This is a genomic window from Rhodococcus maanshanensis NBRC 100610, from assembly GCF_001894865.1.
In the GTDB taxonomy this organism is placed as follows: domain Bacteria; phylum Actinomycetota; class Actinomycetes; order Mycobacteriales; family Mycobacteriaceae; genus Rhodococcus_G; species Rhodococcus_G maanshanensis.
This window is the reverse complement of the sequence record NZ_BCXA01000003.1, coordinates 129,356-145,086: the sequence shown is the minus strand read 5'-3', so window position 1 is coordinate 145,086 and position 15,731 is coordinate 129,356. Positions and strand designations below refer to the sequence as shown.

At 67.5% G+C, this 15,731-nt stretch carries 26 protein-coding genes; 20 read left to right on the top strand and 6 right to left on the bottom strand.

The window, feature by feature from the left end:
- The first annotated feature begins 519 nt into the window (after positions 1 to 519).
- Positions 520 to 1,686, top strand: coding sequence for a S1 family peptidase (locus RM1_RS26325; RefSeq protein ID WP_169922275.1), 1,167 nt, complete (start codon positions 520 to 522; stop codon positions 1,684 to 1,686).
- Positions 1,687 to 1,831: 145 nt separating this feature from the next.
- On the opposite strand, the gene RM1_RS02240 is transcribed toward RM1_RS26325, so the two are convergent.
- The gene (locus tag RM1_RS02240; protein WP_072749809.1) at positions 1,832 to 2,497 is read right to left on the bottom strand and encodes a DUF8020 domain-containing protein; all 666 of its coding nucleotides are present in this window, start codon (positions 2,495 to 2,497) and stop codon (positions 1,832 to 1,834) included.
- On the opposite strand from RM1_RS02240, the gene RM1_RS26320 reads away from it, so the two are divergent.
- Positions 2,439 to 2,621, top strand: coding sequence for a hypothetical protein (locus RM1_RS26320; RefSeq protein WP_169922269.1), 183 nt, complete (start codon positions 2,439 to 2,441; stop codon positions 2,619 to 2,621). The two genes, RM1_RS02240 and RM1_RS26320, sit on opposite strands and share 59 nt — an antisense overlap.
- 238 nt (positions 2,622 to 2,859) lie before the next feature.
- Positions 2,860 to 3,354 (top strand): DUF3237 domain-containing protein, encoded by a 495-nt coding sequence (locus RM1_RS02235; protein WP_072749808.1) that lies wholly within the window; start codon positions 2,860 to 2,862, stop codon positions 3,352 to 3,354.
- Between the two features lie 14 nt (positions 3,355 to 3,368).
- Here the strand turns inward: RM1_RS02235 and RM1_RS02230 are convergent, their stop codons facing one another.
- Positions 3,369 to 4,202, bottom strand: coding sequence for an alpha/beta fold hydrolase (locus RM1_RS02230; protein WP_072749807.1), 834 nt, complete (start codon positions 4,200 to 4,202; stop codon positions 3,369 to 3,371).
- A 435-nt stretch (positions 4,203 to 4,637) separates the two neighbouring features.
- Here RM1_RS02230 and RM1_RS02225 point away from each other — a divergent pair, with 435 nt between their 5' ends.
- From RM1_RS02225 to RM1_RS02205, 5 genes are all read left to right on the top strand, one after another.
- Positions 4,638 to 5,111: a DUF4383 domain-containing protein gene (locus RM1_RS02225; RefSeq protein ID WP_072749806.1), complete on the top strand. Its 474-nt coding sequence runs from the start codon at positions 4,638 to 4,640 to the stop codon at positions 5,109 to 5,111.
- Positions 5,112 to 5,360: 249 nt separating this feature from the next.
- Positions 5,361 to 5,723: a hypothetical protein gene (locus RM1_RS02220; protein ID WP_072749805.1), complete on the top strand. Its 363-nt coding sequence runs from the start codon at positions 5,361 to 5,363 to the stop codon at positions 5,721 to 5,723.
- Positions 5,724 to 5,805: 82 nt separating this feature from the next.
- On the top strand, positions 5,806 to 6,279 hold the full coding sequence (locus RM1_RS02215; RefSeq protein ID WP_072749804.1) for a DUF4383 domain-containing protein: 474 nt from the start codon (positions 5,806 to 5,808) through the stop codon (positions 6,277 to 6,279).
- Positions 6,280 to 6,297: 18 nt separating this feature from the next.
- On the top strand, positions 6,298 to 6,804 hold the full coding sequence (locus tag RM1_RS02210; protein ID WP_072749803.1) for a DUF2231 domain-containing protein: 507 nt from the start codon (positions 6,298 to 6,300) through the stop codon (positions 6,802 to 6,804).
- Positions 6,801 to 7,142: an ATP-binding protein gene (locus RM1_RS02205; RefSeq protein ID WP_083576466.1), complete on the top strand. Its 342-nt coding sequence runs from the start codon at positions 6,801 to 6,803 to the stop codon at positions 7,140 to 7,142. Before RM1_RS02210 ends, RM1_RS02205 begins: the two co-directional genes overlap by 4 nt.
- Positions 7,143 to 7,311: 169 nt before the next feature.
- On the opposite strand, the gene RM1_RS26315 is transcribed toward RM1_RS02205, so the two are convergent.
- The 3 genes from RM1_RS26315 to RM1_RS02195 form a co-directional block, all read right to left on the bottom strand.
- Complete coding sequence (locus tag RM1_RS26315) at positions 7,312 to 7,467, bottom strand: DUF6131 family protein (RefSeq protein ID WP_092667777.1); 156 nt, start codon at positions 7,465 to 7,467, stop codon at positions 7,312 to 7,314.
- An 81-nt stretch (positions 7,468 to 7,548) separates the two neighbouring features.
- The gene (locus RM1_RS02200; protein ID WP_092667770.1) at positions 7,549 to 7,914 is read right to left on the bottom strand and encodes a hypothetical protein; all 366 of its coding nucleotides are present in this window, start codon (positions 7,912 to 7,914) and stop codon (positions 7,549 to 7,551) included.
- Positions 7,915 to 8,037: 123 nt separating this feature from the next.
- Positions 8,038 to 8,352: a hypothetical protein gene (locus RM1_RS02195; protein WP_143069412.1), complete on the bottom strand. Its 315-nt coding sequence runs from the start codon at positions 8,350 to 8,352 to the stop codon at positions 8,038 to 8,040.
- 179 nt (positions 8,353 to 8,531) lie between these two features.
- On the opposite strand from RM1_RS02195, the gene RM1_RS02190 reads away from it, so the two are divergent.
- Positions 8,532 to 9,143, top strand: a complete 612-nt coding sequence (locus RM1_RS02190; protein ID WP_072749906.1) for a PAS and ANTAR domain-containing protein — start codon at positions 8,532 to 8,534, stop codon at positions 9,141 to 9,143.
- Positions 9,144 to 9,187: 44 nt separating this feature from the next.
- On the opposite strand, the gene RM1_RS02185 is transcribed toward RM1_RS02190, so the two are convergent.
- A complete protein-coding gene (locus RM1_RS02185; RefSeq protein WP_169922274.1) occupies positions 9,188 to 9,493 on the bottom strand; it encodes an STAS domain-containing protein in 306 nt (101 codons plus the stop codon).
- A 326-nt stretch (positions 9,494 to 9,819) separates the two neighbouring features.
- On the opposite strand from RM1_RS02185, the gene RM1_RS27135 reads away from it, so the two are divergent.
- The 11 genes from RM1_RS27135 (at position 9,820) to RM1_RS02130 (ending at position 15,634) form a co-directional block, all read left to right on the top strand.
- Positions 9,820 to 10,170 carry a low affinity iron permease family protein gene (locus RM1_RS27135; RefSeq protein WP_083576464.1) on the top strand — a complete coding sequence of 117 codons (351 nt, stop codon included), beginning with the start codon at positions 9,820 to 9,822 and terminating at the stop codon, positions 10,168 to 10,170.
- A gap of 149 nt (positions 10,171 to 10,319) precedes the next feature.
- On the top strand, positions 10,320 to 11,027 hold the full coding sequence (locus RM1_RS26535; RefSeq protein ID WP_072749799.1) for a hypothetical protein: 708 nt from the start codon (positions 10,320 to 10,322) through the stop codon (positions 11,025 to 11,027).
- Positions 11,028 to 11,032: 5 nt separating this feature from the next.
- Entirely contained in the window at positions 11,033 to 12,136 is a 1,104-nt protein-coding gene (locus RM1_RS02170; protein ID WP_083576462.1) for an SRPBCC family protein, read from the top strand.
- Entirely contained in the window at positions 12,133 to 12,540 is a 408-nt protein-coding gene (gene gvpJ / locus RM1_RS02165) for a gas vesicle protein GvpJ (RefSeq protein WP_072749797.1), read from the top strand. Before RM1_RS02170 ends, gvpJ begins: the two co-directional genes overlap by 4 nt.
- Positions 12,540 to 13,328 (top strand): GvpL/GvpF family gas vesicle protein, encoded by a 789-nt coding sequence (locus RM1_RS02160; protein WP_072749905.1) that lies wholly within the window; start codon positions 12,540 to 12,542, stop codon positions 13,326 to 13,328. The genes gvpJ and RM1_RS02160 overlap by 1 nt, the downstream gene beginning before the upstream one ends.
- A gap of 2 nt (positions 13,329 to 13,330) precedes the next feature.
- Entirely contained in the window at positions 13,331 to 13,615 is a 285-nt protein-coding gene (locus tag RM1_RS02155; RefSeq protein ID WP_072749796.1) for a gas vesicle protein GvpG, read from the top strand.
- Positions 13,612 to 13,944: a gas vesicle protein GvpO gene (locus tag RM1_RS02150; RefSeq protein WP_245815937.1), complete on the top strand. Its 333-nt coding sequence runs from the start codon at positions 13,612 to 13,614 to the stop codon at positions 13,942 to 13,944. Before RM1_RS02155 ends, RM1_RS02150 begins: the two co-directional genes overlap by 4 nt.
- Positions 13,941 to 14,339 (top strand): gas vesicle protein, encoded by a 399-nt coding sequence (locus RM1_RS02145; protein WP_072749795.1) that lies wholly within the window; start codon positions 13,941 to 13,943, stop codon positions 14,337 to 14,339. The genes RM1_RS02150 and RM1_RS02145 overlap by 4 nt, the downstream gene beginning before the upstream one ends.
- A 16-nt stretch (positions 14,340 to 14,355) precedes the next feature.
- Positions 14,356 to 15,111 (top strand): GvpL/GvpF family gas vesicle protein, encoded by a 756-nt coding sequence (locus tag RM1_RS02140; RefSeq protein WP_072749794.1) that lies wholly within the window; start codon positions 14,356 to 14,358, stop codon positions 15,109 to 15,111.
- Positions 15,108 to 15,326 (top strand): gas vesicle protein, encoded by a 219-nt coding sequence (locus RM1_RS02135; protein WP_072749793.1) that lies wholly within the window; start codon positions 15,108 to 15,110, stop codon positions 15,324 to 15,326. Before RM1_RS02140 ends, RM1_RS02135 begins: the two co-directional genes overlap by 4 nt.
- Positions 15,323 to 15,634, top strand: coding sequence for a gas vesicle protein K (locus RM1_RS02130; RefSeq protein ID WP_072749792.1), 312 nt, complete (start codon positions 15,323 to 15,325; stop codon positions 15,632 to 15,634). The genes RM1_RS02135 and RM1_RS02130 overlap by 4 nt, the downstream gene beginning before the upstream one ends.
- The last annotated feature ends 97 nt before the right edge of the window (positions 15,635 to 15,731 follow it).

Genomic DNA, 15,731 nt, shown 5'->3' with positions numbered 1-15,731 from the left:
ATGCCGAACGTGCGCACGACAACGGCGGCAGATCGTCACGACTGGCGACGCTGCACCGAGCCGTCCGACGAGATTGATCTTGGCGATCCAGTCCGCCGGTCGACACCCGGACGCACCCCAGACCCCCACCGGCAGCACGGACCCGCGCACCGCCGACACCGGAACCGAGTTTCATGGATAATCACTGTTATCCATGAAACTCACTGCAGTACAACAGATTACATGGATAGCGACGCACACAGGCGGACTTCACGCGAACTCCGGCCGGTTACCACGATTCTCCGACGGCATGGCCCGCGACGCGCTCACTCGGACAGGCTGCGAGGACCACCCTTCGGCACCCGACTCCCCCGAATGGCCACCAATCCCGCCCACTCCTCCGCCATCACGTCGGCGCGGCCGAACCAGCCGTGCCACCAAGCGATCCCCCATGGCGGCCGTCCGTACGACCTGGGGATGACACCGATTCCCACCGCAGACCGATGCGCACGGCCGGTCCCGGACGCGAGAGTGGAGAGCATGATCAAGACCGACCCGTCGCCGCGTTTTCACCGATTCACCCTCGCCGGACTCCTCACCGCACTCACCGCGATCGCCGTACCGGTCACGGCGCTGGCGATCCAGCACGGAACCGACGCGACCGCGGGATCGCAGCCCTGGTTCGTGCAGATCGTGGCGGCAGGCGAACACAACGACGCCGTCCAGTGCGGTGGCACGCTGATCACCCCGACACGGGTGCTCACCGCCGGGCACTGCGTCCCGGAGGGCACCGATGCCTCGGAGCTGCGGATCGTCGCCGACACCGACCGGCTCAGCGACCCTCGGCACGTTGTCGACGTTCGCGGCTACAGCGTCCTGCCGGGCCACGCGATCACCGACCGGCCCGATGGGGTCCGCGCGGTCAGCCGCGACGCCGCGGTGCTCGAACTCGTGTCCCCGGTGCCCGATGCGGTGCCGCTCCCCCTGATCGACACGTCGCCGGCGGTCGGCCAGAACGGTCGGATCCTGGGTCGCGGGCTGACCGGTCCGCAACCGGCCGGAAGCCCGGACACGGTGCAGCAGGCGGGCGTTCGCGTCGTTGCGCCCTCCGCATGCCAGGCCACCATGGCGGATCGGTACGACTTCGACCAGGCGCAATCGCTATGCGTCGAGGGGATGGCGAACACGGCGGTGTCAACGACGGTCCCCTGCTCGGGCGACTCCGGCGGGCCCCTCGTCATCGGGACCGGGCCGACCGCCCGGCTCGCCGGGATCGCCAGCTACCTCGACCGGCGCGACAACTGCGACGACCCGACCGTGCGACTCGCCGCGTACACCGACGCCGCCACGATCCGCGGCTGGGCGCTCGCCCCGGATCCCGTGCTCGCCCCCGCCCAGGTGACCGCGCCCCGCATCACGGGCACACCCTCCGTCGGCTCCACGGTGTCATGCCAGTCCGAGTGGACAGATCCGCGGGCTCAGCTCACCGTCGATTGGACGATCGGAGACCGCGCCGAGGACGGGAGTCTGGTGCCTATCGACGGCGCCCAGATCACCGACCATGGCCAGACGCTCGAGGTCCACCGCGGGCGGACGGACGTCAGCTCGTCTGCACGGTCACCGCGCGCGGCGAGGGTGGCGTCTCACTCGGCATCAGTGAGGACGTCGCGGTCGCACCGAGGGCGGTCGGCGCCGGATCATGGCTGACCATCGCCGGCATCGCCGGCCTCGCAGGCGCGGGGATGCTCGCCGCACTGCTCAGCCGCCGATAGCCACGACAACCGGCGCTGTCGGGCGGCCCGGCCCGCGAGGGACGGGCCACCCGACAGCGCTATCGCAGCCTGGCGCAGAGCTACTTCTTGGCGGCGGGCGGCGCGTTCAGCAGGGTGATGAACGGCTGGGCGTTGGCGGCCACGGCGCCCAGTCCCCCGATCGCGGTACCCGCCAGCGAAGCGCCTGCCCCCACCAGCAGCGCCCCGCCGATGCAACCCGCGAGCGGGCCCGCGCCGAACAGCATCGCAGCAGGCGCCGAGACCACACCACCGGCGACGGCACCGAGGATGCAGCCGCCGACCAGGCCGGTCGCCGCGCCCAGGAAGCCGCCGACGGCGCCCGTCATCGTGATGTTGTCCTTGACCCCCGCGACGGCCGCGGGCAGGTCGATGTCCTTGGCGGGCAGGGCGACCGAGGTCGCCGCGGCCGGGCTGGTGTCCGCGGTCAGCGTCGCGGTGCGCCCGTCGATCTTCGCCGTGACCGGATGCGAAATGCCGTCGACCGCGAGCGCCAGCGGCACCGACTCGACGATGGCACCGCTCGAGTCCCGCACGATCAGGTGGTTGTTCTCGGTGGCCAGCGAACCCGCGGCCGTATCGAGGATCACCTGGTTGCCGCTGCGGGTGACATTCCACCCCACTCCTGTTGCCGTGGCGGGCGCCGGATCCGCATGGGCGGTGCCGGCAATGATTCCCATCGACGCGATCGTCATGGCCGAAACGGCCGCCAGTTTGGTCATCTTCATGGTCGGTGAGATTCCTTTTCTTTCTCTCGCAGGCACCGATGGTCCCTGCGCTGCCGGGCGAAGCCAGCCGATGGGTGACGCGTCGGTCGACGCAGACGGGCACGCTGAGCTGCTGCGACGGTGAAGACAGTCGGCGTGTTGGAGATGCCAACGACCCTAGGGGCGAATTGTGTCGGCCCCGTCGCGCGCGGTGTACGCGCCCTTACGATCTGCGCACCTCGTCAGCTCCTCAAGAGTCAGAAGCGCGCAATCAGAGCGTGACTCGACCGAAACCCCGCGTGAACGGACAACCCTTGACTAAACGTACGTACGGTCGTACGTTGAAATTGCCCCGCCACTTCCCCACTCCGAAAGGTGTTGACATGACCAGGGACTCACGCGTGAAGGACATCGACGAGATCAAGACGACACACCTGTTCGACATGGTCGTCGACCTGAACCCGCCCCTGAACGTCGGAAAGGGGCCGTTCGGGCACCGGACCATCTTCACCGCGGCCGGAGGATCCTTCGACGGCCCACGGCTCCGCGGCGAGGTACTGACCGGTGGCGGCGACTGGGGACTGTATCGCCCCGACGGAGGACTGGCCCTGGACGTGCGCCTGACGCTGCGCACCGACGACGGCGCCCACCTGCACGTGACCTACGGGGGCCGGTGGATCGTCCCGGCCGACCTGCGAGCCGACATCGTCGATCCCACCAAGCGGACCGGGATCGACCCTGCTCAGTACTATTTTCGGACGGCTCCACTCTTCGAGACGGGCGCGACGCAGTACGCGTGGCTGAACGACATCGTCTGCATCGGGTCGGGCTATCCGGTGGAGGGCGGGGTCGCCTACCGGGTCTCCCAGGTTCTGTGAGCGACGGCGGACCACTACGCCGGCGAAAGGAACCCCCGGATGGCCGAGGTCAGCTCGCGCGGACTGTCCTCCGGGATCAGCGTGTAGCAGTCGGCGAGTTCGACCAGGTCCGCATCGGGAAAGAGCGCGGCCAGACGGCGGCCGTGCTCGATCGGCATCACCCGGTCCTCGGTGCCCCACACGATCAGCACCGGACCCCGAAAGCCTCCGGCCGCGGCGGCCCAGGTGCGGAGCGTGTCCCGGCCCGGCACGGAGGTGACGTATTTCCGGAGGTCACGTCGTATGGCCGCGCTCTCTGTCGCCGGCCGGAACCAGGCGTCCATCACCTCGGTCGGTACCGCGCGCTTGCTCATCGCCCCCCACGCCCTCGGCGATCGTCGCATCACCCGCAGGCGCAGCGCCTGCATGGTGAGGAAGAGCCCACCCGGGATGCGCGCGAGGGCCGCGACGGGTCGAGCCGGCGGGGGTGGGTAGTTCTCGAAGGCCTCGCTGGCGGTGATGATCATCCGGGCGATCCGCGAGGTGTCGCCGTTCGCGATCAGGACCTGCGCACCGCCCCAGTCGTTCTGCGCGAGTGTCACATCCGACAGGCCGAGCCGTTCGACGAACTCCCCGATCAGCACGGCGAGCGACGACAGCGACAGGTCCGCGTCCGGCCTCATCGGAATTCGGTGGCCACCGAGCGGCCACGTCGGCAGGATGCACCGGTAGTCGCCGCGCATGTCGGCGACCACGTGACGCCAGAGCGTCCCGTCCATGGTCAGACCGTGCAGGAACACGATGACCGGCCCCGGCCCACCCGTGTCCTCGTACTCGATCGTTCCCACCGATAGTTCGACCGTCTCCATGACGACTCCCCTGCCTGGATATCCGAACGGAACGTTGCACCGAGCCTAGGGTGCCGCGACACCTCCGTTGGGCGCGACGCCCCTCTCCTTCTGGGTGTGCGAACGGTTCCAGTACCGAACGCGAGGCGTCTGTGTCGGTTCCCCCGGTCGGTCCTTACGCCGATAGGCCAAACGTTATGTCATTATCACCAGCGGCGCGCAGATTCCGACGCCTCCCCTCCACGACCTGGCCCGACGAGAGCACCGCGAGCACTGGCTCGGCCCCCGCCATCGTCATGCGGACGCAGATGCAGGTGCAGACTTCGCATGTCACGGCGCGGCGAACTGCCTCTCCCCCAGCCGCGTAGGGCAATCGGGTGTGTGCCCCCACGTGGGTGGGTACTCGGGGTGCGCGGCCGAGGCAGCGGCCCTCGGTAGCAGTAGAGGAGAACGGCGATGAAGCGACTTCTTGGCGCGAGCAACACCGAGCCGGTGCAGATGGCGGCCGGTCTGATCGGCCTCGTCTTCGTGATCGTCGGCGCGCTCGGCTTCGTGCCGGGTCTGACCACCGGCTACGACACGCTGGCTGTCGCGCACGATTCGCATGCCCTGCTGTTCGGCATGTTCGAGGTGTCGATCCTGCACAACGTCGTGCATATGGTGTTCGGCGCGGCCGGCGTGGCCGCGTCCCGTTCGGTGGCCGCATCGGCACTCTTCCTGGTGCTCGGCGGTATCGGCTATCTGGTGTTGTGGATCTACGGCCTGATCGCCGACGACGGGACCGGAGCCGACGTCCTGCCGACCAACCCGGCCGACGACTGGCTGCACTTGGGGCTGGGCGTGGCGATGCTCGTCGTCTTCTTCGCGACTCCGCGACTCGGCGCCACGGCTGCAACCGATCCGCATCGCCCGCATGCACCGATCGAGTGACCGGGGCACAAGCCTGTCCGTCGTTCACACACGGATGCCGCCCTTTGCCGGGAAGTCGAGCAACACCTCGGCGCCTCACACCATGACATGTCGCGAAGCAGGGTGGCCACTCCCCCGGTCCCGTTGTCCTCCGCGTACTCCTCACCACCGATTCGAAGTGCACCCTGCTCGTAAACGCGCAGTTTCGAGAAGCGCGGGCGCGGGCATCCTGATCGGGTGGGTCCGCACCGCACCGAGGGGACGTCACGCATGACCGACGATGTCGAGAAGCGCTGGAACGACCCACGAGCCCTGCGCGCCGCGAGCCGCTACGCCCTCGCCGTGATCGTTCTCGCGCTCGCGGTGATGGCGGCCGCGGTGGGATGGGCGGTGATCGCTCGCCCCGACGATTGCGTTGCGGACACCGTCCTCGCATGTACCACCGCACCACGCCTCGTACTGGCCCTCGTTCCGACGTCGATTCTCCTGCTCGGCGGGATCGGCGCGTTCGTGCAGACCTACCGGGTGTGGCGCGCAGGTGGCACCTGGCCTATCTGGCACGGCGCCGGCTGGACGCTGTTCATCGCGATGCTGCTCTATCTCGGCATCTCTGCGACGGTGCTGGCGGGCTGATCACCAGTGACTCGTGGCGCACGGTTTGCCGGTCGCGATCCGCGGGTATCGCTTCAGGCATCGAGAGACTGGAGGCAATCCGATGCAATCGCAACCACAAGAGCCCACCGCCACGCGAACCCCGATTCAGGTCGCCGCGCTCGTGGTCGGGCTGGTGTTCCTCGCAGTCGGGATCCTCGGATTCGTGCCGGGAATCACGACAAACTACGACGAACTCGAGTTTGCCGGGCACGAGTCCGGGGCGGCCCTGTTCGGCACGTTCTCCGTCTCGGTCCTGCACAACGTCGTGCATCTCCTCTTCGGCGTCGCAGGTATTGCGATGGCGCGCACTGCCGCCGCCGCGCGGCTGTACCTCGTCGGGGGCGGCGTCATCTACCTCGTGCTGTGGGTCTACGGCCTGGTCGTCGATCAGCACAGCACCGCCAACTTCATCCCGGTCAACTCTGCGGACAACTGGCTACACCTCGGGCTCGGCGCCGCGATGGTCGCGGTGGGCCTGGTGCTCGGACGGGTGGGAAGCGCGGCGCACCCTGCGATCACTCCCCGGCACACGTGAACGGGACGGCGGTTGGTCATGAACGTTCGTGAACTCCTCGGCGTCCCCGAGTCGGTCGACGCGCTGGATCGGATCAGCGTGCCCCTACAACAGCGGGTCGGGGGCATCCTCGACAACGGTCCCGCGGCCGGGCTGTTGCGCGGGTCCTGGCTGGGCCATCCCGTCCACCCGATGGCGGTCACCGTCCCTGTCGGCGCCTGGACGGCGGCGGTGGTCCTCGAGACCGTGCTGCGTGATCACCGCGCGGCGCGGCGCCTGATCGGGCTCGGGTTGGCCGGCGCGCCGCTCGCGGTCGCGACGGGGTGGGCCGATTGGGCGGTGCGCGACGACACCGACCGTCGTGCCGGATTGGTTCACGCCGTCGGAAACACGATGGCGGCCTCGGCGATGCTCGTCTCCTTCCGACTCCGCAAGCGAGGACCGAGCGTGCGCGCCGAGGCGTGGAGCTGGGCGGGACTGGCGGCCGCCGCGGCCAGCGGCGCCCTCGGGGGCCACATCGCCTTCGCGTCCACCCCGGAACCATGAGCCAGTCGTCCGAAACCGTTCTCGACGAGGACGACGTCGCGCGAGGGAACGCGACGATCGAGATCACAGTTCCTGCCGAACCCGATCAGCTCGCCGTGATCCGCGCGGTGGCGGGTGCCGTCGCCGCGCAGCGTGATTTCGATCCCGACGCGATCGCCGACCTGACCCTGGCGGTGGACGAATCATGCACACGGCTGATCCGCCGCGCCCTCCCCGGGGCCGTACTCGATTGCCGGTTCGCTCTGACCGAGAACGGGATCGGGTTCCGCGCGAGTACCCCCGTCGACCCGGGGACGTCTCCGAGTGGGCGGAACGGGGCTTCAGCTGGCACGTGCTGAGCACTCTCGCCGAGGACCTGACCATGTGGCACGACAGCGCCGTGGAGCCGGATCAGGCCCACCTACTCATCGTCGAGTTCGCGATGAGGGCCGGCGCGCCACGCGAATGAGGTGGCATTCCATGAGGAGCCGAGCTGGCGGGGAGCCGAGCGATCAAAGTCTGTAGTGATCAGTACCAATGTTTCCGCCCACCCACAGCGCGACCGCTCGCGCCCAGGATCCAGAGGATCGCACCGACAACGATCAGGACGATTCCGATCGTCCACAGAATCGAGATACCGGTGAGGAATCCGACGAGCAACAAAATCAAACCGAGCACGATCATGGCGAACACCATCCGTAGAGTTCGACGCGCGAGACCGCTTCCCGCACGTCATCCGATATCGGAGCCGGCGATGCCGGCCCGTCAGGGGAAGGCCGGCGCAACCAGGTTGTAGATATTCTCCGCCTGTTCGGGCGTCGGCTTGGTGCCGTCGTTCGCCGCCAGTGTCTCGATCTCGACGGTCACCGCTTGTTTGTCCGCCCCTGCCGCGAGGTGGCTGCAGGACTCGGTGACGATCTTCTCGATGTCCTCGTCGCTGCGGTCTTCGGCAAGTTCCGAATATCCGGTGCGAAACGCCGCAACGAAGGCGGTGAGCTTGGCCTCGTCGATCGCGGATTCGGCGGTGGTGACGGCACTACCGGCGCCGTCATGGGAATCGTTTCCCTCATCCTCGGAGCCGCATCCCGCGAATGCGAACACACTGGCCCCGACGAGGGTCAATCCTGCCATTCTTCTCATGCGCTCTGGATTCCCCCGGGGTGCCGTCTCAAACTACCCCTGACCCGCCCACGCGATGGCGAACAGATTCGGACAGACCACCGCGCCGGCGCCGCCACACTGCTGGGGCTCGGGTCAGTGATCGCGTTCGGTACCCGGCTCGTGCGAGTGCGCGAGGTGGTCCTGCGCGAACTTCTCGGCGCGACGCTCGCCTTCGCGTGCGGTGACCGCGATCGCCCTCCCCGCGTGCTTGGTCGCCTCCCCCATCGGCGACTGCGCCACTCGCTGCGCAGTCTCCTGAGCCTTGCCCGCGATCTCGGCCGCATGCAGATCAGGCACGTGGTCATGGATCGACCTGCCGGTGCGCGCGACCGCCACTCCCGCGTTACGCAGCCCGTCCGCCGCGGCCCCGATGGCAGCGCCCGTGACCGCTCCTATCACCAAACCCATCCAGAGACTTCGCATGCGGTGCGCGTACCCGCTACACCCGAAGCCAAACCCGGCCGACCTGCTGAACCGCCCTCGAACCTGAGCACCGGCGCCCGGAACCCTGCGTACTGGATAGGCTCCACGATCGGTGCCAGACTTGATGTGTGACGACGGCTGACGACGATTACCGGGAGGTACTCATGTCGGGCCGGCTCGAACGAGTCGGCAGTTTTCGCTTCTACTTCAACGGCGAACGGTGGGAGTGGTCAGACGCCGTCGCCCGCATGCACGGCTACGAACCCGGTGAGGTCTTCCCCACGACCGAGCTGCTGCTCGAGCACAAGCATCCAGAAGACCGCGATGGTGTCGCGGATCTACTGCGGCGGGTACTTCACGAAGGCGAGCCTTTCAGCAGCAGGCACCGGATCATCGACACCGACGGCAATGTCCGCCATGTGGTGGTCGTCGGCCAGCGCATCATGGTCGATGGGCAGGTGATCGGGACATCCGGCTTCTACATCGACGTCACCAACTCAGTTCACCGCGATATCGACCGCACCATCGCCGAACGATTGCCCGAACTCGTCGAGTCCCGCGCCGTAATCGAGCAGGCAAAGGGCGCCTTGATGGTGATCTACGGCGTCGACGCCGACCGCGCATTCGAGGTGCTCACCTGGTGCTCGCAGGAATCGAATGTCAAGCTCCGCGTCATCGCCGAACAGCTCGTCAGTGCGCTGCCCACCGCCGTGGACCTTCCCAACAATGTGCGTAGCCAGTTCGACCACATCCTCCTCACGAGGGGCACGACATGACCCCGGCGCACAACATGTCGTGTCCTCGCCCTCATGGGAACCGACTAGCTCGGTAGCGCTACTGGCGCGGGGATACCCGTCGATGGGCCGCCTGGCCGCGTGAGCGCCCGCATCCCGGTGATCTCGAGCGCTCGTTCGACCGCTCGAGAGCCTGCGATGACGCTGAGCTCGAGGCGGTTGCCCGCCGCCCGTTCCTGCGCCGGCCCGAGGGTTGATGCGGCCTCCGCGCTGAGGAATTGCACCGCGGACAGGTCTATCACCACGGCGTGAGAACTGATGGTGAGGGCACGGTCGAGTAGCAACTGGAACTCCGGCAGCAGCGCGGCATCGAGGTCACCCTCTACCGTCACCACGGCGGTGTGACAGCTGACTAATCGTGCGGTCTCCTCCGACACCCGGTGGCGCGGCTGCCCGAGACTAGATCCAAGGTAGCGGCGCTCGAGTGAGGCGATTGCGACCATGACTGAACCTCCCAAAGGGAAAGGGATCGGTTCGCGCCGACGTCCGCACCTCAAAAATTGGGGGAAGCGGAAACTCAGTGAACCCAGACAGGGATACGAACCGCGTCGGCTGTCATCTCAACCTCTTTCATTCCTAGCACAGTGGAGTCGACCTGTATACCTAACAGCGCCTCGCCTGAACCACGGTGCGTGCGGTTCGTCGGCTCGGTCGACCGATGTCCTCGGATGCCCTTCCCTTACGGTCGCGCCAGGACCGCGTTCCATGCCGGTTGGCCGTCCGTACCAGCGGGTATCTGAGCGGAATGCAGCTACACGGTCCACTCGTCGCGACGGCCGCCGCGTTCGTCACCGTTTTCATACTCTTTGTCGTGCAGCACACCACGAGCTCGGAATCGAACGCGATACTCGTGAAACTCGATGAACTGATCCACGGTTCGAAGAATGCTCACAAAGGTCTGATGAACATGAAGACCATCCGGTACACGTTCAGGAGAAGGTGCATCGTTCGCTCCATCACCGGTCCGGCCCCGCGACCGGCAGGCCCCGATCAGCGACGGCGTGACTGAGCCGAGTTCCCGAATCCGAAAAGGTGGGCAAATCGCGTTTCCGAGCCCTCACCTCCGGGTAGGCCACTTCAAGTCCGCGAACTTGAGATGCAACCGACCGAACGCGAGCACCCACATCGCGGGACGTCACCTGCGAGGAGAAATCGACCATGAAGTCCGGAACGAAGATGGCCTTGGGTTTGGGCGTTGGCGCCGGGTACATCCTGGGACGCACGCGCAAGATGAAGCTTGCACTGATGCTGGCGGGCGGTGGCCTGACCGGGCGATTGCCGGGAACGCCGCGCGAACTCGTGCAACAGGCCGTTGGTGCGCTCGGATCGTCGGCAGACCTGGGGAAGATGGGCGAGTCCGTCCGGGGCGACCTGGTCAGCGCGGCCCGCGCGGCTGCCGCGACAGCCGCGGCCAACCGGATCGATGCGCTGAGCGACCGCCTGCAACTACACGGCCCTGCAGCCGAGGATCAAGACGAAGAAGATCGCGAGGAGCCACCGCGGAAGAAGCGCCAGGGGAAGCCGCGGCCGTCCCCGGCTGAGGAGCCGGAAGACGAGTACGACGAGGAACCCGAGGACGAGTACGACGAAGAATACGAGGACGAATCCGAGGACGCGGCTGAGGTGGATGCCGATGCCGATGCCGATGAAGACGAGGACGAGGACGAGGACGAGGAGGATCGGTCCGGCAGCACATCGCCGAGGTCGCGCCGTCGCCGCACCTCGGACGAGGACGAGTCGTCCGGCCCCCGTCCACGTAGCCGGAAGCGTTCGGACGGCGACGCCGCGGCGGCCCCGTCGCGGCGCACCAGGCGATCCGAGAGCGGCACACCGGCGCGAGCGCCCGTGCGACGCACAGGAAGGTGAGTTCGGTGACCCGATCTGTCGAACGCGCGACCCAGAAGGTAGGAAAGGTCGCGAAGAACACCGCGGACACGGTGGGCAACGCCGGCCGATCCGCGAGCGGCACAACCAAGGATCTTTCGCCACTGCAGGAGTCGTTGCAGAATCTGGCTGGCACCCTGACCGAGAGAGCCGCCTCGACCCTGACCGACAAGGTGAGCGGAGCGGCCGAGCGACTGACCGACTACGCCGAGGGATCAGGGGGCGGTCTACTCGCCGCCGTCACCGGCTCGCAGAAGCTGGCCGAAGGAAAATCTCCGCTCAGCGCGGCGATGAGCGCCGGGCTCGCGAACGTGAAGGACCTGGCAGGCAAGAAGTTCGAGGACATCAAGGAGTCGTTCACCGGCGGCAAAGGCAAGGGCAAGGGCGGCAAGAAACTCAAGCTGACCAACATCGTCGAGCAGATCGACGTCGGCGTCCCCGTCCAGCTGGCCTACGACCAGTGGACACAGTTCGGTGATTTCCCCTCGTTCATGAAGAAGGTCGAACAGGTCGAACAGAAGGAGGACGAGAAGCTCACGTGGACGGCGAAGGTCTTCTGGTCCCGCCGGACCTGGGAGGCGACGATCCTCGAGCAGGTTCCCGATGAGCACATCATCTGGCGCTCCAAGGGCGACAAGGGCTATATCGACGGGGCGGTGACCTTCCACGAGCTGGCCCCCTCGCTGACCCGCATCATCATGATTCTCGAGTACCACCCTCAGGGGTTCTTCGAGAAGACCGGAAATCTCTGGAGGGCACAGGGGCGTCGGGCTCGACTCGAACTGAAGCACTTTCAGCGCCACCTGATGACGCAGAGTGCTCTGCACCCGGACGAGGTGGAGGGCTGGCGCGGCGAGATCCACGACAGCGAAGTGGTCGAAGGCGCCGAGGCGTCTGGCCGCGACGATGAGGACGAGGATGAGGACGAGGGCCACACCGACGACGACTCGCAACCCCGTCGACGACCCTCCTCAACGGGTGCCAAGCGAAAGGCCTCGTCCGGCGGGGCGTCTCGCAGTAGTCGATCGACCACCCGGGACGAACAACCCAAGTCGCGCCGAACTCAGAAGAAGCGGGAGCCCCAGAAATGACCATCGCGACGCAGGGAGCCGGCGGCGGGGGCGGACTGGAACGCCCTAGCGCCTCCGGCCTTGCCGACGTCATCGACACCATCCTCGACAAGGGCCTGGTTCTCGACGCGTTCGTACGGGTCTCGCTCGTCGGTATCGAACTACTGACCGTGGATGCCCGCATCGTCGTCGCCAGCGTCGACACGTATCTGCGGTACGCGGAGGCGGTGAACCGCCTCGAGATCTCACAGAGCGAACCGGTCGGTCTGCCCGGCTTGGTCGGCGACATCGCCGAAGGCGGCGCCAAGCACAAGACGAAAGGCGCGATAGAGGCCGCCGGCGAGAAGGTGTCGGATTTTCTCGGCGAGGTCCAGGACCGGCGCGAAGAGAAGGCCGAGCGGCCATCGAAGCGAAGGGAGCAATGATGTCCTCCGACACCGGCGCCGAATCAGTCTCGGCAACCGGAACGTACGTGTACGGCATCGTGCCCGCCGACGTCGAGACGAATCCCGACGCCGCAGGCGTGGGCGACCCACCGGGTCAGGTGACCATCGTGCGCCACAACGACATTGCGGCTCTTGTCAGCGAGATCGAGACGGACCACCCGCTCGGCACGCCGGACGACCTCCAGGCGCACGCCCGGCTGTTGGACGGATCCGCCGGGGTCGTACCCGTCCTTCCGCTCCGATTCGGGTCGGTGATGACTGATTCAGATGCGGTGATCGACGACCTGCTCTCCCCTCATCACGACGAGTTCCGCGCCGCGCTCGACGAGTTGGAGGGACAGGCGCAGTACGTCGTCAAGGCTCGCTACGAGGAGACCGCGATGCTGCGCGAGATTCTGTCCGAGAGCGCCGACGCGGACCGGCTGCGCGAGGAGATCCGCGACAAACCCGAGGATGCCACCCGCGACGCCCGCATCGCCCTCGGCGAGCTCATCGGCCGAGCGCTCGACGCGAAGCGGGACACAGACACGGGAACCGTGCTCGAAGCGATCGAACCGCTCGCGCACGCGGTCAACGTGCGTCCCCCGAGTCACGACCTGGATTCGGTACACGTGGCACTGCTCCTGGACGTCGCAGCACAGGACGACCTCGAGAAGGCCCTGACCGGTATCGCGGGCGACTGGTCGGACCGCGCGGAGATCCGGGTGCTCGGCCCGATGGCGGCGTACGACTTCGTGCTCAAGGCCGAACCCGAGCCGGAGAACTGACCATGGGCCTGATCTCTGCGGTACTCGGCGCGCCACTCGCGCCGATCCGTGGCGTGATCAGGCTCGGGGAACTGATCCAAGAACAGGTCGAGCAGCAACTCCACGACCCCGCCGAAGCACGGCGGGAGCTCGAGGCCATCGACGCCGAAGCGGACGCGGGCGAGCTGTCGATCGACGAGCGGCGGGAGGCCGAGCAGCGCGTGCTGAACCGGGTCACCGGCCAACCGGCCGATCCCGACCCGCAGACCGCGAAACCCGGTTCCCCCGAGAGGAGTGACCACCCGTGACCAAGGCACCACGCGGAGATGACGGCGAAATCGACGATCGCGAGTCGCCGCAGCCCGCCTCGATCTCCGCTGCCGAAGCCGCTGGGATCGCGGTGCGAGACCTCGTCGAGCTCACCACACGCGAGGTTGTCGGAGTCACCTCGGTGGCACCGACCGACGACGGGTGGCTGATCGAGGTGGAGGTGGTGGAGGACCGGCGCATCCCGACGTCCTCGGACATCCTCGCGCTGTACGAGGTGGAACTCACCCTGGACGGCGACCTCATCTCGTACAGCAGGACACAGCGCTACGCGCGTGGCAGCAGCGACGTGGGGCGGAAGTCGCAATGACCATGTCCGGGCGGGGGGCCGCCAGTCCGCAGCCATACGGCTCCGGCCATGAGCCGGCGAACCTCGGCGACATCCTCGAAAGGGTCCTCGACAAGGGCATCGTGATCGCAGGCGACATCCAGATCAACCTCCTCGACATCGAACTGCTCACGATCAAACTCCGGTTGGTGATCGCCTCCCTTGAGACCGCCAAGGCGGTCGGAATCGACTGGTGGGAACACGACCCGTGGTTGAGCGGATCGAGTCGCGATCTCGAGCTCGAGAACCGCGCCCTCCGCGAACGGCTCGATGCGCTCGATGCGGGTGAGAGCGTTCCCGCCGTCGAGTCTCGACGGCAGGAGTTGCCGGAGCAGGGCACGGCGCGGCAGACGGCGGAGGACGAGCGTGACGGATGAGGGCACGGGCGTGTGGATGTACACGGTCGTCGGAAACGGTCCGCTCGGCGACGACCTCCCGACGGGTGTCGCGGGCGAGCGGGCCCGCACCGTCGAAGCCGCCGGGCTGACCGCGGTCGTCGGAACCGTCGGCCTCGACCTGTTCGGGGACGCCGCCCTGCGCCACAATCTCGAGGACCTCGACTGGCTGGAGGAGGTCGCTCGCGCTCACGACGCGGTCGTCGGCGCCGTGGCCGACACAGCGGACACGGTGCCTATTCGACTCGCGACCGTCTGTCCGGACGACGATCGGGTCCGATCACTGCTCATCGAACGCCGAAGCGATTTCGAGGCCGCACTGCGCCAGATCGCCGGGCGCGCCGAGTGGGGAGTCCGCGCGGTCGCGGACACAACGGCGCCACCGGAAGACGCCCCCGACGCGGGCGGTCCCGGCGCAGGCGCCAGGTATCTGGCCCGGCGCCGCGCGGCACTGTCCTCCCGGGAATCGATCGAGCGCGCAGTCGAGGCCGAGGCCGACGACGTGCACTCCGCACTCCTCCAGATAGCCGCGGGGGGTCGCAGGCAGCGCCCAACGGCACCGGTACTCGCCGGTACGCGCGCCTGGATGCCTCTCAACGGCACCTACCTGGTGGATCGTGCCCGCGCAGACGAGTTCGCCGCCGCCGTCGCGGCGCTCCAGGACACACACCAACGCCTGCGGCTCGACCTGACCGGTCCGTGGCCGCCGTACTCGTTCACCGGGATCGACGACGTACACGAGGAACCGTCATGACCGCGTCGGCGGCCGGAAATCCGGAACGGCGCGTCGCGCTGGTGGACCTGCTCGACCGCGTGCTCGCGGGCGGGGTCGTGATCGCCGGCGACGTCACGCTGTCGATCGCCGACATCGACATGGTGCAGATCTCCCTGCGCACCCTGATCTCCTCGGTCCGGGCCCTGCAAGCTCCCCCTCCGGACCACCTCGCCTCGGATCGGGGTGACCCATGACCGACCCGCAGCGGACCCGGGGTGCGCGCGGGCTGCCGCAAAGGATCGACGCCGATCCCGAATCGGTGGAACGGGGCCTGGTCACGCTCGTGCTCACGCTCGTCGAACTGCTCAGGCAACTCATGGAACGCCAGGCGCTACGGCGGGTCGACGAGGGCGATCTCAGCGACGAGCAGATCGAGCGAGTCGGTACCACGTTGATGCTCCTCGAGCAGCGCATGTGCGAGCTGCGCGAGCACTTCGGGCTGAGTCCCGAGGATCTCAACATCGACCTGGGGCCGCTGGGCACCCTGCTGCCCCGGGAATGAAGGACACCCCACCAGGTAGGCGGAAGGCGGTCACATGATCGCCACGATTGAAGAACCACCCCTCCGTCGTGGTTGGAGGACGTGAGTGGCAACCAGC

What these genes read in the sequence shown, in the direction of transcription:
- RM1_RS02220 (WP_072749805.1), top strand. Translation starts at nt 5,361, where the DNA reads ATGACCGACGATGTCGAGAAGCGCTGGAACGACCCACGAGCCCTGCGC.
- RM1_RS26325 (WP_169922275.1), top strand. Translation starts at nt 520, where the DNA reads ATGATCAAGACCGACCCGTCGCCGCGTTTTCACCGATTCACCCTCGCC.
- RM1_RS02145 (WP_072749795.1), top strand. Translation starts at nt 13,941, where the DNA reads ATGACCATGTCCGGGCGGGGGGCCGCCAGTCCGCAGCCATACGGCTCC.
- RM1_RS02140 (WP_072749794.1), top strand. Translation starts at nt 14,356, where the DNA reads ATGTACACGGTCGTCGGAAACGGTCCGCTCGGCGACGACCTCCCGACG.
- RM1_RS26535 (WP_072749799.1), top strand. Translation starts at nt 10,320, where the DNA reads ATGAAGTCCGGAACGAAGATGGCCTTGGGTTTGGGCGTTGGCGCCGGG.
- RM1_RS27135 (WP_083576464.1), top strand. Translation starts at nt 9,820, where the DNA reads ATGTCCTCGGATGCCCTTCCCTTACGGTCGCGCCAGGACCGCGTTCCA.
- RM1_RS02240 (WP_072749809.1), bottom strand. Translation starts at nt 2,497, where the DNA reads ATGAAGATGACCAAACTGGCGGCCGTTTCGGCCATGACGATCGCGTCG.
- RM1_RS26320 (WP_169922269.1), top strand. Translation starts at nt 2,439, where the DNA reads ATGATTCCCATCGACGCGATCGTCATGGCCGAAACGGCCGCCAGTTTG.
- gvpJ (WP_072749797.1), top strand. Translation starts at nt 12,133, where the DNA reads ATGACCATCGCGACGCAGGGAGCCGGCGGCGGGGGCGGACTGGAACGC.
- RM1_RS02200 (WP_092667770.1), bottom strand. Translation starts at nt 7,914, where the DNA reads ATGGCAGGATTGACCCTCGTCGGGGCCAGTGTGTTCGCATTCGCGGGA.
- RM1_RS02230 (WP_072749807.1), bottom strand. Translation starts at nt 4,202, where the DNA reads ATGGAGACGGTCGAACTATCGGTGGGAACGATCGAGTACGAGGACACG.
- RM1_RS02135 (WP_072749793.1), top strand. Translation starts at nt 15,108, where the DNA reads ATGACCGCGTCGGCGGCCGGAAATCCGGAACGGCGCGTCGCGCTGGTG.
- RM1_RS02155 (WP_072749796.1), top strand. Translation starts at nt 13,331, where the DNA reads ATGGGCCTGATCTCTGCGGTACTCGGCGCGCCACTCGCGCCGATCCGT.
- RM1_RS02225 (WP_072749806.1), top strand. Translation starts at nt 4,638, where the DNA reads ATGAAGCGACTTCTTGGCGCGAGCAACACCGAGCCGGTGCAGATGGCG.
- RM1_RS02205 (WP_083576466.1), top strand. Translation starts at nt 6,801, where the DNA reads ATGAGCCAGTCGTCCGAAACCGTTCTCGACGAGGACGACGTCGCGCGA.
- RM1_RS02190 (WP_072749906.1), top strand. Translation starts at nt 8,532, where the DNA reads ATGTCGGGCCGGCTCGAACGAGTCGGCAGTTTTCGCTTCTACTTCAAC.
- RM1_RS02160 (WP_072749905.1), top strand. Translation starts at nt 12,540, where the DNA reads ATGTCCTCCGACACCGGCGCCGAATCAGTCTCGGCAACCGGAACGTAC.
- RM1_RS02215 (WP_072749804.1), top strand. Translation starts at nt 5,806, where the DNA reads ATGCAATCGCAACCACAAGAGCCCACCGCCACGCGAACCCCGATTCAG.
- RM1_RS02235 (WP_072749808.1), top strand. Translation starts at nt 2,860, where the DNA reads ATGACCAGGGACTCACGCGTGAAGGACATCGACGAGATCAAGACGACA.
- RM1_RS26315 (WP_092667777.1), bottom strand. Translation starts at nt 7,467, where the DNA reads ATGATCGTGCTCGGTTTGATTTTGTTGCTCGTCGGATTCCTCACCGGT.
- RM1_RS02130 (WP_072749792.1), top strand. Translation starts at nt 15,323, where the DNA reads ATGACCGACCCGCAGCGGACCCGGGGTGCGCGCGGGCTGCCGCAAAGG.
- RM1_RS02195 (WP_143069412.1), bottom strand. Translation starts at nt 8,352, where the DNA reads ATGGGTTTGGTGATAGGAGCGGTCACGGGCGCTGCCATCGGGGCCGCG.
- RM1_RS02210 (WP_072749803.1), top strand. Translation starts at nt 6,298, where the DNA reads ATGAACGTTCGTGAACTCCTCGGCGTCCCCGAGTCGGTCGACGCGCTG.